At 70.5% G+C, this 11,956-nt stretch carries 13 protein-coding genes; 7 read left to right on the top strand and 6 right to left on the bottom strand.

What is annotated here, in order from left to right; genetic code table 11:
- Positions 1-251 precede the first annotated feature (251 nt).
- Positions 252-1,556, bottom strand: coding sequence for a serine hydroxymethyltransferase (glyA, locus tag MFF40_RS16460; protein ID WP_147898955.1), 1,305 nt, complete (start codon positions 1,554-1,556; stop codon positions 252-254).
- Between the two features lie 268 nt (positions 1,557-1,824).
- On the opposite strand from glyA, the gene MFF40_RS16455 reads away from it, so the two are divergent.
- Together MFF40_RS16455 and MFF40_RS16450 are read left to right on the top strand one after the other, a co-directional pair.
- On the top strand, positions 1,825-2,358 hold the full coding sequence (locus MFF40_RS16455) for a hypothetical protein (RefSeq protein ID WP_147898954.1): 534 nt from the start codon (positions 1,825-1,827) through the stop codon (positions 2,356-2,358).
- Between the two features lie 112 nt (positions 2,359-2,470).
- Positions 2,471-2,917, top strand: coding sequence for a hypothetical protein (locus MFF40_RS16450; protein WP_147898953.1), 447 nt, complete (start codon positions 2,471-2,473; stop codon positions 2,915-2,917).
- Between the two features lie 93 nt (positions 2,918-3,010).
- Here the strand turns inward: MFF40_RS16450 and MFF40_RS16445 are convergent, their stop codons facing one another.
- The 4 genes from MFF40_RS16445 to MFF40_RS16430 all read right to left on the bottom strand — a co-directional run bounded on the left by MFF40_RS16445 (position 3,011) and on the right by MFF40_RS16430 (position 7,726).
- Positions 3,011-3,328, bottom strand: a complete 318-nt coding sequence (locus MFF40_RS16445; protein ID WP_147856674.1) for a cupin domain-containing protein — start codon at positions 3,326-3,328, stop codon at positions 3,011-3,013.
- A 75-nt stretch (positions 3,329-3,403) separates the two neighbouring features.
- Positions 3,404-4,150, bottom strand: a complete 747-nt coding sequence (locus tag MFF40_RS16440) for a DUF937 domain-containing protein (RefSeq protein ID WP_238261399.1) — start codon at positions 4,148-4,150, stop codon at positions 3,404-3,406.
- A gap of 154 nt (positions 4,151-4,304) precedes the next feature.
- A complete protein-coding gene (locus tag MFF40_RS16435; protein ID WP_147899157.1) occupies positions 4,305-5,729 on the bottom strand; it encodes an MATE family efflux transporter in 1,425 nt (474 codons plus the stop codon).
- Positions 5,730-5,737: 8 nt separating this feature from the next.
- Positions 5,738-7,726 (bottom strand): monovalent cation:proton antiporter-2 (CPA2) family protein, encoded by a 1,989-nt coding sequence (locus MFF40_RS16430; RefSeq protein ID WP_238261397.1) that lies wholly within the window; start codon positions 7,724-7,726, stop codon positions 5,738-5,740.
- 202 nt (positions 7,727-7,928) lie between these two features.
- On the opposite strand from MFF40_RS16430, the gene MFF40_RS16425 reads away from it, so the two are divergent.
- The 4 genes from MFF40_RS16425 to MFF40_RS16410 all read left to right on the top strand — a co-directional run bounded on the left by MFF40_RS16425 (position 7,929) and on the right by MFF40_RS16410 (position 9,322).
- Entirely contained in the window at positions 7,929-8,174 is a 246-nt protein-coding gene (locus tag MFF40_RS16425) for a type II toxin-antitoxin system ParD family antitoxin (protein ID WP_238261395.1), read from the top strand.
- Positions 8,164-8,463, top strand: coding sequence for a type II toxin-antitoxin system RelE/ParE family toxin (locus MFF40_RS16420; RefSeq protein ID WP_238261393.1), 300 nt, complete (start codon positions 8,164-8,166; stop codon positions 8,461-8,463). Before MFF40_RS16425 ends, MFF40_RS16420 begins: the two co-directional genes overlap by 11 nt.
- A gap of 179 nt (positions 8,464-8,642) precedes the next feature.
- A complete protein-coding gene (locus MFF40_RS16415) occupies positions 8,643-8,936 on the top strand; it encodes a toxin-antitoxin system TumE family protein (protein ID WP_238261391.1) in 294 nt (97 codons plus the stop codon).
- Positions 8,933-9,322 (top strand): HVO_A0114 family putative DNA-binding protein, encoded by a 390-nt coding sequence (locus MFF40_RS16410; RefSeq protein WP_238261389.1) that lies wholly within the window; start codon positions 8,933-8,935, stop codon positions 9,320-9,322. The genes MFF40_RS16415 and MFF40_RS16410 overlap by 4 nt, the downstream gene beginning before the upstream one ends.
- A 51-nt stretch (positions 9,323-9,373) precedes the next feature.
- Here the strand turns inward: MFF40_RS16410 and MFF40_RS16405 are convergent, their stop codons facing one another.
- Positions 9,374-10,981 (bottom strand): glucosamine inositolphosphorylceramide transferase family protein, encoded by a 1,608-nt coding sequence (locus tag MFF40_RS16405; RefSeq protein ID WP_238261413.1) that lies wholly within the window; start codon positions 10,979-10,981, stop codon positions 9,374-9,376.
- Positions 10,982-11,316: 335 nt separating this feature from the next.
- Here MFF40_RS16405 and MFF40_RS16400 point away from each other — a divergent pair, with 335 nt between their 5' ends.
- Positions 11,317-11,616, top strand: coding sequence for a hypothetical protein (locus MFF40_RS16400; protein ID WP_147899151.1), 300 nt, complete (start codon positions 11,317-11,319; stop codon positions 11,614-11,616).
- Positions 11,617-11,956: the final 340 nt, after the last annotated feature.

The following is an 11,956-nucleotide window of genomic DNA, read 5'->3' as shown; positions in this document are numbered from 1 at the left end:
GCGGGCGGGGGGGGGGGCCCCGCCCCCGGGGCCGCCGGACACAGAGGAGTTGTTGGCGCCCCGCCAAGGCCTTAACCCCCCTTGCCCGGCCCGGGGGCGCGGCCCCGCCCCCCCGCGCCCCCGCCCCCCCAACAAAGGGAACACCGCATGGAATCTCCACTCAACGAATGGAACCGCCCGCGCCCGGGCGGGCCCCGCGCCCGTTTCCTAGACTACACGCGGACGGGCCGGAAGGCCGCCGCGCACCGGCCTCAGCCGTAGATCGGGAACCGGTCGGTCAGGGCGTGGACGCGGCTCTTCACCGAGGCCTCGACCTCCGGATCGCCGGCCTCGCCCTTGGCCACCATGCCGTCCAGCACCTCGACGATGAAGCCGCCGATCTGCTTGAACTCGGCAACGCCGAAGCCGCGCGAGGTGCCGGCCGGGGTGCCGAGCCGGATGCCCGACGTGATCGTCGGCTTCTGGGTGTCGAACGGCACGCCGTTCTTGTTGCAGGTGATGTCGGCCCGCGACAGGGCGGCCTCGGCGGCCTTGCCGGTGAGGCCCTTCCGCTGCAGGTCCACCAGCATCAGGTGGTTGTCGGTGCCGCCCGAGGTGATGTCGTAGCCCCCCGACATCAGGGTGTCGGCGAGCGCCTTGGCGTTCTCCACCACCTGGCGAGCGTAGATCTTGAACTCGGGCCGGAGCGCCTCACCGAAGGCCACCGCCTTGCCGGCGATGACGTGCATCAGCGGGCCGCCCTGGAGACCGGGGAAGATCGCCGAGTTGAACTTCTTGGCGAGCGCCTCGTCGTTCGTGAGGATCATGCCGCCGCGGGGGCCGCGGAGCGTCTTGTGCGTGGTGGTGGTGACCACGTGGGCGTGCGGGAACGGCGACGGATGCACGCCGGCCGCGATCAGGCCGGCGAAGTGGGCCGCGTCGACCATGAAGTAGGCGCCGACGGAATCGGCGATCTCGCGGAACTTGGCGAAGTCCCAGTGGCGCGGGTAGCCCGAGCCGCCGGCGATGATCACCTTCGGCTTGTGCTCCTCGGCGAGGGCGGCGACCTGCTCCATGTCGATGCGCTGGTCATCGCGGCGCACCGTGTAGGAGACCGGCTTGAACCACTTGCCCGAGACGTTGGGCGGGGCGCCGTGGGTGAGGTGGCCGCCGGCCGCGAGGTCGAGGCCCAGGAAGGTGTCGCCGGGCTGCATCAGGGCCAGGAACACGCCCTGGTTGGCCTGCGAGCCGGAATTCGGCTGCACGTTGGCGAAGCCGCAATCGAACAGGCGCTTGGCGCGATCGATGGCGAGATTCTCGGCGATGTCCACGAACTGGCAGCCGCCGTAGTAGCGCCGGCCCGGATAGCCTTCCGCGTACTTGTTGGTCAGCACCGAGCCCTGCGCTTCCAGCACGGCGCGGGAGACGATGTTCTCCGAGGCGATCAGCTCGATCTCGTGCTGCTGGCGTCCGAGTTCCTTCGACACCGCATCGGCGATCTCGGGATCGGCCTCGGTCAGCGGGGCCGCGAAGAAGCTGTTCGAGAAGTGCTTGTCGGCGGCGGTACCGGCGCTCATGGTCTGCCTCTGTTCTGGAAGGGGCGGTGCCCGGCCTTTCGTCGGCGTGCACGGGCGGGCATTCGTGCGGGATTCCTACACGGGCCGGCCCGTGCCGCCAAGCACAGGCATTTTGGATCGGCGCAAAGAATAATTTGCCGCAGGTGAGATGCTTCGCGCAGGTGGGATGTTTGGCGCTGTCGGCCCGCAGTGGGCGCGTGGTCCTAGAAGTGCCCAGAATCGCTTGACATCAGGAAAAAAATCATGGAATAAAACAAGAACGAACGTGATGGGCAGCAGCGCCATGCGAAGTCATGACCAGGATCCGACCTTAGCGTATGCCATCGCAGAACTTCGTCTCAGTCCGGCTTTCATTGCCCTTCGCCTTCTAGACATCAAAGCCGGATTCAGACCCGATCAGCCGCGCGACTGCAATGGCCGATGGTGCGGAGGGAACGGCTCGCTGACCGTCGTTCGAAGGGACCGAACGGGCGATGCTCGGATCGACGCGAAGACGGATGCGCGTCTCGATGTTCTCAAGGACGTCGTCGAGAGCACGGAGCCTGGAAAGGGTTTTTATACGGTCTTCAGATCCATGCGAAGCTGGCAGCGCGGCTGCGTGAATTGGATCTTCCCGGTATTGGCCGGGACGGTGTCGAGCAGAGTTTCGTCGCCGGTGACGTCGTTCGGCACGGTTTTTCAGGAAGCATACGCACGGATGTGCTTCTCCGGGATGGTCGAACCAGCGCCGCGCCAATCAGGGCAATCTGGGACATCAAGACCGGTGAAGAAGGACTATCGCCAAATCGCGTTCGCGCATTGAGAACGGGTGCGGGCGTCGACGAAAGCATTCCGGTTATCGAGATTCATCTGCTTAGGGGTATTTCGGTGAAAAGCCATTTCTGGGTTGCTGTTCGGATCGGAGTTGGTGACGCATGAGTATGGACGCGTATGCGCTATGCCCGCGACCGCTCACCAGCAGATCGGAGTGGCAGGCTGCCATAGACGCGCTTGGCTTTGATCTGCGGCTGGGCTCAGAAAAGATCCCCCCTGCTTCGTCGGGACATCTGCCGGCGATGCGGAAAGGTCGGGAGACGGGCTTCGAATGCTCAGTCATCCCGTTGTCGGATCTGACCGAAACCTATGCCGAGACTGATTTCGGCGGCTCTTGGGCTTGCGTGTATGCCTTCAGCTTCGGTGCCATCTCAGAATCGATCGGTGCCCTGATTGCGATCGCGGCCTGCGTGAAGCTGGTCGGAGGGCTCGCCTTCTATCCGCAGGAGGGCCGATTGCTGACCGCCGATCAGGCGGTCCAATACGCGCGCGACACGGTGCCCGCCGCCGAGGATCTGGAGAAGCGGCTTAACGGGGGAGCAGGATGATCCAGAACAGAACCGTGCCCTGACGGAGACCTGTTCTCGAGCGCGTCGCCTGACCGGCCGTGCCTTGGATGGAATTCCCGAAACGTATTCCTCTCAGCCCTGCGCCGAAAGATTCGTCTCCACCAGCACGGTCTCGGTCTCGAACGCGGCGGCATGCCACGTCCCGGCGGGGAAATGGAACACGCTGCCGGCGGCGAACGGCGTGCGGCCCTGCTCGGTCTCGAGGAATCCGGAGCCGGAGATCACCTGCACGAACTGCTCGTGATCGTGGCTGTGGCGCCCCGCCGAGACGCCCGCGGGCACCACGACCCGCACGAGGCTCGCCCCGGCACCCGGGATCGTGCGCTTGGCGACGCCGTTGGCGGCGACGGTCTCTGCGCGGGCGTCCCAGGCGGTCAGGTGGTCGGTCATCGGGGCATCTCCTTCGCCGCGGGAGATGCGTCCCGGCCGAACCGGGTCAACCGGCGCCGTATCGCCGACCGTGCGTCAACCGGCCCCACCCTCGGGGCCGCGGCCGCGCCGGGGCTTGGGCGGGGTGGGCTCGGGCTTCGGCGGGGCCGGACCCGCGGGTTGTCCCGACGACGGCCAGAAGGTCTCGAACAGCTCCTGCATCGCCCGGATGTTGTTGCCCTGAACCTCTGCGCCGGTGCGCATCATGTGCTCGATCATCGCGGAGCCCGCCTCGCCGGCCTTTTCCCCGGCCGACTTGGGGGCGGGCTTCGGCGGCGGGGCCGGGGCCGCGGTGGCGCCCGGCATGAACGCCTTGGCCATCTCGCCCCAGGCCGGGCCGAACGGGAACGGCACGGGGGGCGGGGGCGCGGCCGGCCGGGCCTGCGCGGGCTCGGCCTGCGGCGGGTTGAGCATGACGTGGACGATGCTCGTCACCACGGCGCCGGCCATCATCGGCAGCATCTGGCGCAGCACCTGGGCGCCGACGCCGCTGGTGGCGGAGGCCTGGCGCAGCACCGCCTGCATCAGCGGGGCCGAGCCGAACATCTGGGTGAGGGCTTCGAGGCCCTGGGGCGCGGCGGCGCGGGCGGCCTCGGGCATCCCGAACATCCGGGCGAAGCTGCTCGGGTCGAGGCCGGCGCCGCGCTGGAGCCCGAGGGTCAGGGCCGGCATCAAGGCCTCGAAGGCGCGGGCGGTCTGCTCGGGGCTCAGGCCGAATTGCTGGGCCATCGCCTGGATCCCGGCCTCGCCCTGGGCCTGGAACATCTCGAGCGGGTTGAACATGACGCCTCGTCCCTGTCCCGGTCGAACAGGCCGGGACAGGGCATGGTGACCGGTTGTGCGGCGAAATACCAGTTCCCGCGAGAGGAACTTGTGCTTGGACCGTCCCGGCCCGCACGAGCGGGCGGTCTTGCGTGCCGGACCGGGCGCCCCGGACTCAGCTCACCGGCCCGGGATGCGGGTGGCCGGCCGGCAGCGGCGGGGTGCCCTGCGCCGCCTCCGGCTGCGGCACGCGCCCGCCCCGCGCCTCCAGCCGGTCGACGGTGCGGCGGGCGAGCAGGATCCCGAGGATGCCGAAGACCAGCGAGCCGAGGCCCATCCCGGCGACCACCCCGCGCGGGCCGTAGAGCGCGGCGCCGAGCATCGCGGGCGGCACGGTGCCCAGCGTCGCCCGGCCCCAGTTCAGCAGGGTCGAGCGGACCGGGAAGCCGAGGTTGTTGAACGCGGCGTTGCCGAGGAACAGCAGCCCGTTGAAGAACCAGATCGCCCCGCCGGCGAGGCAGAAGAAGCCGAACAGGTCGCGCGCCACGCCCTGCAGCCCGAACAGGGACGCCAGGGGCTCGCGGGCGAGCGCCAGCAGCAGCCAGACCACGGCCACGTAGGCCAGCGTCACCCGGACCGCCTCGCGCAGCACCCCGCGCATCCGGTCGAACCGGCCCGCGCCCCAGTTCTGCGCCAGGATCGGCCCGATCGCCCCCGACAGGGCGAACAGGCCCCCGAAGGCCACCGGTGTCAGGCGGTCGATCACCGCGGCGGCCGCCACCGCGTCGGCCCCGTAGCCGGCAAAGAGTCGGGCCAGGAAGGCGCTCGCCACCGAGGGCGCGAGGTTGGTCAGCACCGCCGGCCCGGCGACCGCCGCCAGCACGGGCGCGTCCGCGACCATGTCGGCCACCCGCGGCAGGCCGAGCAGATGGTGCTGCATGACCCCGCGCAGGCCCACCGCCACGAAGGTCGCCCGCGCCACGCAGACCGTGATCGCCGCGCCCTCGACGCCGAGGCCGGCGCCGAAGATCAGCAGCGGATCGAGCGCCGCGGTGACGATGGCGCCCGCGAGCGTCACCAGCATGGCCTGCCGGGCCGCGCCGACCGCCCGGAGCAGGCCAGTGAACAGCATGCCGGCGGCGAGCAGCAGGTTCGACGGGAGCGTGATGGCCAGGAACAGCCCCGCCACCCGCAGCGCCTCGCCGCGCGCGCCGATCAGGCTCAGCAGCGGGTCCGACAGGGCGAAGATCAGCGCCGCGATGACGGCCGCGGCCAGGCTCCCCAACCCCAGCGCCGAGCTCGACAGGCGCCGTGCCGCCGCCCGGTCGCCCGCGCCCACCGCCTTGCCGACCAGCGCGCCGGCGGCGATCATCAGGCCGATATTCACCGCGGTGGCGAAGAACTGCACGATCGCCGCGAAGCCGATCGCCGCGGTGAGGTTCGGGTCGCCGAGCTTCGAGACGTAGAACAGCGACAGCAGGTCGACCACGAAGATCGCCATCAGCCCCACGGAGCCGGTGGCGGCCATCACGACCACGTGCCGGAGGATCGAGCCGCTGACGAACCGGCCCGCCGGGGCCGGGGGCAGGCCGTCAGGCATCGGGACGCTCATGCATCCCGGGCGCTGCCTTCGGATTCCAGCTCGGATTCCGGCTCGGCCTCACCCTCGCCGTCGGCTCCGGGGGCGTCGGGCTCCTGCGGGGCGAGGGCGGGCTTGTCGAGGACCCGCTCGGCCGCCTCGCGCCGGTCGTTGCCGATCAGGTCGCGGGTCTCGGTGCTCAAGGCGCGCGCCGGGCGGACCGGCTCGGTCAGCGGCTCGGGCTTCAGCCCCGCGGCGGCGCCGCGCATCCAGCCGGCGCCGTCCGGCAGGGCGCCCGCCTGCTGCAGCACCAGGCGGGCGATGTCGCGCTTGCGCACGTCCTCGGCCCGGGCCGCGGCCACCTCCGGGGACAGGCCGAGCCCCTCCAGCGCCGCCCGCCCGAACGCGAGGGCGGATTCCGCGGTCTCGCGGATCTGGAAGTCGACGTCCCGATTCATCAGCTCGACGGCGTGCAGGCGGTCGTAGGCGCGCACGAAGGTGCGCACGCTGGCGAATTCCTCGTGCACGATGTCGACGATCTTGAGCGCCCCGGCGCGGTCGTCGACGCAGATGCAGACCAGTTCGACCCGGCCGATCCCGGCGGCGCGCAGCACGTCGAGCCGCGTGCCGTCGCCGTAATAGATCCGGAAGCCGAAGCGCGAGGCCGCGCGCAGCTGCTCCACGTCCTTGTCGATCACGGTGACCGGGATGCCCTCGGCGAGCAGCACCTGGGTCAGCACCTGCCCGAACCGGCCGAAGCCGATCACCAGCACCCGGGCCTCGCCGCTCTCGGCCAGCTCCGCGGAGGGCTCCGACACGTCGGGCTGCCCGCGGGCGGTGCGGCGCTCGATCAGCTTGTCGAGGCCCTTGGCGGCGATCGGCCCGATCAGCATGGTGAGCGCGGCCAGCGCCACCGCGAACCGCGTCGCCGTCGGGCCGGTGAGCCCGAGATCCTCCGCCTGCGGCAGCAATACGAACGCGAACTCGCCCGCCGGCGCCAGCACGGCCGCGCCGCGCAGCGCCCCGAGCGTGTCGGAGCCGAACAGCCGGAACAGGCCGGCGACCAGCGCGACCTTGACCAGGATCGCCCCCAGCGTCGCCCCGAACAGGGCCGGCCAGACCTCCCGCACCAGGCTGCCGTCGATCGACATGCCGACGCTCATGAAGAACAGGCCGAGCAGCATGCCGCGGAACGGCTCGATCTCGGCCTCGAGCTGGTGGCGGAAGTTCGATTCGGCGAGCAGGATGCCGGCCAGGAACGCGCCCATCGCCATCGACAGGCCGACCTGCTCCATCAGCAGCGCGGTGCCGAGCACCACCAGTAGCGCCGCCGCGGTCAGCACCTCGCGGGCGCCGCTGGCCGCCAGCAGTCGGAAGAACGGGTTGAGGCCGTAGCGGCCGACCAGCACCACCGCCAGGATCGCCGCCACCGCCTTGCCGGTGGACATCGCCGCCGCCCCGAGCCAGGGGCCGCCGGCCCCGCCGCCGGCCGTGGCCAGCAGCGGCATCAGCGCCAGGATGCCGACCACCGAGAGGTCCTGGAACAGCAGCACCGCGAAGGCGCGCCCGCCATAGGCGCTGCCGAGGTCGCCCCGCTCCTCCAGGAGCTGCAGCGCCACCGCGGTGGCCGACAGGGCCAGCGCGATGCCGATCACCGTGGCCGCCCCGAGGCTGAGCCCGGCGGCCAGCCCGACGCCGCCGAGCACCAGCGCGCAGGCCACGAGCTGCGCCGCGCCGAGGCCGAAGATGTCGCGCCGCATCGAGACGAGCTGCGACAGGTGCAGTTCCAGCCCGACGATGAACAGCAGCAGCACCACGCCGATCTCGGCGACGCTGGCCGCGGTGTCGGGCTCGGCGATCAGCGACAGGCCGGACGGGCCGATCAGCACCCCGGCCACCAGGTAGCCGAGCACCGCGCTCTGGCCGATCAGCCGGAACACCGGCACGCCGATCACCGCGGCCGCCAGGAAGGTCAGGACCGGCGGCAGGAAGCTCGCATGTTCGACGGGACTCGCCATGCAGGTCTTCTCGGCGGATGGCTTCGGGTTCGTGGGCGCAGGCCCGGCTTAGCGCGCGCGGCGCCGCGATGCGAGATGCGCGGGGGTGCCAATCGACACAAGCGGGTTTTGGGCCGACGGGGATGCGGGCTTGTAGGGGGTCGTTCGGCCCCCTGCGCGCCGTGTACCAAAATATGGTATCTTCTGGTATCAGGAGGCTGCCATGGCAAAGAACACATCCATCTCGCTCGGGGACCATTTCGCCGGGTTCATCGATCGTCAGGTCACCGACGGGCGCTACGGATCGGCCAGTGAGGTCGTCCGCGCAGGCCTGCGCCTGCTCGAAGAGCACGAGGTGAAGGTCGCCGCACTTCAAGCGGCCCTTGTCGCCGGGGAAAAGTCCGGTCCCACGGAGGAACTGGACAGTCCCGCCTTCCTTCAGGAGATGCGGACCAAATATGGCCGCTAGCCCCCGCGCCCGGTTCACCCCCCAAGCCCGCGCCGACTTGGAAGAAATCTGGCGCTACACGTTCGGCCGGTGGTCACCGGACCAGGCCGATCGCTACCATCAGGCGATCGTGGACGCGGCCGGCGAGCTCGCTACCGGCGCGAAGGCCGGCCGCGCCGTCGAGATCCGCGCCGGCTATCTCAAATACGCGGTCGGATCGCATGTCATTTTCTACCGGCAGACGGATGCCGGGATCGATGTCATCCGCATCCTGCATCAGCGCATGGACGTGCCGTCCCGCCTATCCTGAGCGGCTTGATCGCGAACAGCCAAGATTTCCGACCTTCGTCAGTCGAGGGCGCGCACAGCGTTGAGTAGCTGCACCCTGCCGGTCGCGCCGCTTGCCGAGCAGCAGGCTCCGACTCGCTTGAGCCTGTGGCATTGATGCCATATGTCGAATGGGCCATATGATACGTGGGCCATCGAGCTGTGGCGGGCGCGATCTCCTATTTCGACGAGAAGCTCGTCTATCCCGACGGCGCGATCCTCCAGCTGCGCATATGGCAGGTGCCGCAACCGGTACGGGGCTCAACGCACGGCTTCAAATATTCGCTGTTCTATGGACGGCCCGGGTTCCGGATCGTCGCCTACGACAACGAGGCCGGAAAGGGCGATCACGTCCATCGCTTCAACACCGAGACGGCTTACACGTTCGTATCCGTCGAACGGCTCGTCGCCGATTTCCTGGCCGAAGTCTCGCTCTTACGCGGAGGCGCATTGTGACGGATCATGTCAAAATCGTCATCGGCGGCTCGGCCGAGGATTTGGGCCGCCGTTTCATCGAGCGCTGGAAGCAGGTGGAAGCGGGTGATCTGACACCGGCGGAGCCTGTCCTGATCTTCAAGGACCTGAAGACCTTCAAGAGCGTCATCTCGGACCAGCGCGTGGCTCTGCTCGAAGCGTTGTTCAAGTCCGGCAGTGCGCGGTCGATCCGGGCGCTGGCGAAGACTTTGGATCGCGATTATCGCCGGGTCCACGACGATGTCCGGGCCCTGATCGATGCGGGCTTGATCAGGCAGGAGGACATGACGCTGTGGCCGGCCGTGAAGGAAGTCCGGCTCTCGCTCAGCTTCGCACCGGAGGATGGGGCCGACGGTCGGGCTTCGTGACGCAGGGATGGCCTGAAGGCATCTCTTCAACAGGCCGCCGCTCGGCTCGGGTCACCCCAGCAGCCGCGCCCGGGCTCGGCGGGAGCCGTCGATGAACTCGAAGCCGCCGGCCGCGCTCAGCATATGCAGGCGAGAGCCGGGCCAGGCCGCCCCGGGGCCGAGGCGCGTCTCCACCCGCTGCTCGTAGCCGTCCCCGTCGAGGCGCAGGATCCGGGCGAGGCCGAGGGCCGCGCCGTAGCCCTGGCGGCAATCCTGCACCGGCCGGATCAGGGCGCCGTCGCGGGCCACGATCGGCCCCGCCGCCCGTGCCGAGCCGACATCGATCAGCACGGGGTTGCGCGGATGCGGCGTCCAGGGGCCGCGGAAATGCGGTGCCTGCCAGAGGTGGAGGGTGTCGGAATAGCTGCCCCCGCCCGCCCGGACCGTGGCGAACATCCACCAGCGCCCGTCGTGGTGCAGCAGCGTGGCGTCGCCCGCCACCACGTGGTCGACCAGCACCGCCTCGTGCACCCAGCCCCCCGGGAAGGCGGTCGCCCGATAGAGGTCGATCGTGCCCGAGGCGTGGGATTCCGGGATCATCCAGACCGCCCCGTCCGCCTCGAACACGAACGGGTAGGACAGGTGGGTGTCGAGTTCCAGCACCGGCTCCGGGCGGCCGCGCGGCCCGGACGCGTCGAAGCCCAGGGCCGAGATCACGCCCTTGCCGCGGCGGTAGTCGAATTCCTCGACGAACAGGGTGACCGACCCGCCATGCGCGATCGCGAACGGGTCTGCGTAGAAGCGCCGCCCGTCGTCGGGCAGGTCGGTCCAGCCGCCCTCGGGGTGGCGGCGCAGGTCGATCAGGTCCGGCCCGACGACGCGGCGCCAGCCGACCCGCCATTGCGGGCGGTGGAAGCAGAGCGCGTAGAGCCGGCGGGCGACCTGCCGGGCCAGGCCGCTGGCGGCGCGCCGGCTGACGCCGAGGCCGCCGAGGTCGAAGCGCGACGCCGGTTGCAGCGCCGCCCCGGACCCGTCCGGCAGGTGCGTCGAGGCGGCGCCGTCCAGGGCGGCGGCGATCAGCGTGATGGTCCGGGCGAGGTAATCCTCGAACGCGGCCAGCATCACCGTGTGGGATTCCGCGCCGAGGCGCCCGACCGCCACCGGGGCACCGTCCGGACCGCGCAGGGCCGCCACCGGCGCGCGGCCGGCGAACAGGGCGGCGAGCAGCCCGGCCTCGCCCGGCATCCCGTCGAAATCGAGCCGCCAGACCGGGGGGGCGGTGACGGCGGGATCGTCCGGCCCGCCCGACAGGTCGAGGACGAGGTCGGCGTCCTCCGCCGGGGCGTCCGCCCCGTAGGCGGCCAGCGCCACCGGCTCGGCCGGCGTGGCCAGGCCCGGCCGGGGCAGGCCGTGGATCGCCGCCTCCAGGCGGAACAGCAACTCGGCATTGGGCGGCAGCCCGTGCTCGCCCGCGACCCAGGCGACCCGGACGCGCCGGCCAAGACCCTGTCCGAGCTGGTCGAGGAGGCGGATGTGCCAGCCGCGCAGGGTCCGGCGGTCGAGCCGCACGGCGATCCGCAGCATGACCGGGCGCGGGGCGACCGCCCGGGGCTCCGGCCAGACCGGCCCGCGGCCGACCCCGGCGGCCGGCCCGTCGGCGCCTCCGATCGCCCGCTCCATCAGACGCACCCGCGCGGCGTGTCGAATCCCGTAGCGACGCTCACCGCGAATCCAGATCCTGAACGAGCGCGAAGACAGCCGCCGATACGGATGTCGCACGCACGAATGCTATCGCTCTGTAGCACGATCAAACAAGTCTGGCGGCAGGTTCACCGCGCCAGGCGGTTAATCCGCGGCGGAGTCTGTTGATGAACGGGGGAGCCTGCCTCGACCGCATCGCGATAACCCACCGTTACGCAGCCGTGATACCATGCCGCGCGGTGATCCCCGGGGCCGTTCGGGAACTCGCGGATCGGCTGAACGGTTCGGCAGTATATGTGATGCGGAGACACGACATGACGCGCAAGACGCTGACGATGCCGCTGGCGGCGGCTCTGCTCATCGGCCTCCCGAGCGCGGCCTTCGCCTGGGGCGGCGGTGGCGGCGGTGGCGGCGACAGCGGCAGCGGTCTCTCGCCCTACGCGGCCTTGAGCGGCAACGATCGCTCCGCCGGGGTCAACAACGGCAATTACCGCGATCCGGCCCTCGACCCGTATATCCGCGCCTACGATCCGGAGGCCGCCGCCCGCGCCGCCACCCCGCCGGCCGCCCAGCCGCGCCTGCGCATGCGGCCGTATTACGGCTACCCGTACTGAGGACGGGTTCGGCCCACGGGCCGATCGAGCCGTTTCGAGCGATCGTACGGGTCCGTAGCGCCTCCCCAGGCCGCGACGGGCCCATTCTCCGGTGCGGTAGTCCTGCGCCCGTGCAGGAAAGGGGCTTCGCAGACCCTGGACGAAGCGCGGGCTCCCTTCTCCCCGCGCACCGAGCGAGGGGATGCGTATTGGCGCCCGCTCGCCAAAAGCGTCGCTCACAGCGGTACGGACGCTCCGAACGCGATGCGGGATCGTCAAAACCCGCGCGGGACATGCGGGATCGACGCTTCCGCTGCCGGTTGCAAGGTCCCGCTCCCGTCTGACGTCAGGAGCGACGCGC

This window comes from Methylobacterium mesophilicum, assembly GCF_022179445.1.
Lineage (GTDB): Bacteria > Pseudomonadota > Alphaproteobacteria > Rhizobiales > Beijerinckiaceae > Methylobacterium > Methylobacterium mesophilicum.
The sequence above is the reverse complement of the archived record's forward strand: the minus strand, read 5'-3'. Positions and strand labels throughout refer to the sequence as shown.

What these genes read in the sequence shown, in the direction of transcription:
- glyA (WP_147898955.1), bottom strand. Translation starts at nt 1,556, where the DNA reads ATGAGCGCCGGTACCGCCGCCGACAAGCACTTCTCGAACAGCTTCTTC.
- MFF40_RS16455 (WP_147898954.1), top strand. Translation starts at nt 1,825, where the DNA reads ATGGGCAGCAGCGCCATGCGAAGTCATGACCAGGATCCGACCTTAGCG.
- MFF40_RS16450 (WP_147898953.1), top strand. Translation starts at nt 2,471, where the DNA reads ATGAGTATGGACGCGTATGCGCTATGCCCGCGACCGCTCACCAGCAGA.
- MFF40_RS16445 (WP_147856674.1), bottom strand. Translation starts at nt 3,328, where the DNA reads ATGACCGACCACCTGACCGCCTGGGACGCCCGCGCAGAGACCGTCGCC.
- MFF40_RS16440 (WP_238261399.1), bottom strand. Translation starts at nt 4,150, where the DNA reads ATGTTCAACCCGCTCGAGATGTTCCAGGCCCAGGGCGAGGCCGGGATC.
- MFF40_RS16435 (WP_147899157.1), bottom strand. Translation starts at nt 5,729, where the DNA reads ATGCCTGACGGCCTGCCCCCGGCCCCGGCGGGCCGGTTCGTCAGCGGC.
- MFF40_RS16430 (WP_238261397.1), bottom strand. Translation starts at nt 7,726, where the DNA reads ATGGCGAGTCCCGTCGAACATGCGAGCTTCCTGCCGCCGGTCCTGACC.
- MFF40_RS16425 (WP_238261395.1), top strand. Translation starts at nt 7,929, where the DNA reads ATGGCAAAGAACACATCCATCTCGCTCGGGGACCATTTCGCCGGGTTC.
- MFF40_RS16420 (WP_238261393.1), top strand. Translation starts at nt 8,164, where the DNA reads ATGGCCGCTAGCCCCCGCGCCCGGTTCACCCCCCAAGCCCGCGCCGAC.
- MFF40_RS16405 (WP_238261413.1), bottom strand. Translation starts at nt 10,981, where the DNA reads ATGGAGCGGGCGATCGGAGGCGCCGACGGGCCGGCCGCCGGGGTCGGC.
- MFF40_RS16400 (WP_147899151.1), top strand. Translation starts at nt 11,317, where the DNA reads ATGACGCGCAAGACGCTGACGATGCCGCTGGCGGCGGCTCTGCTCATC.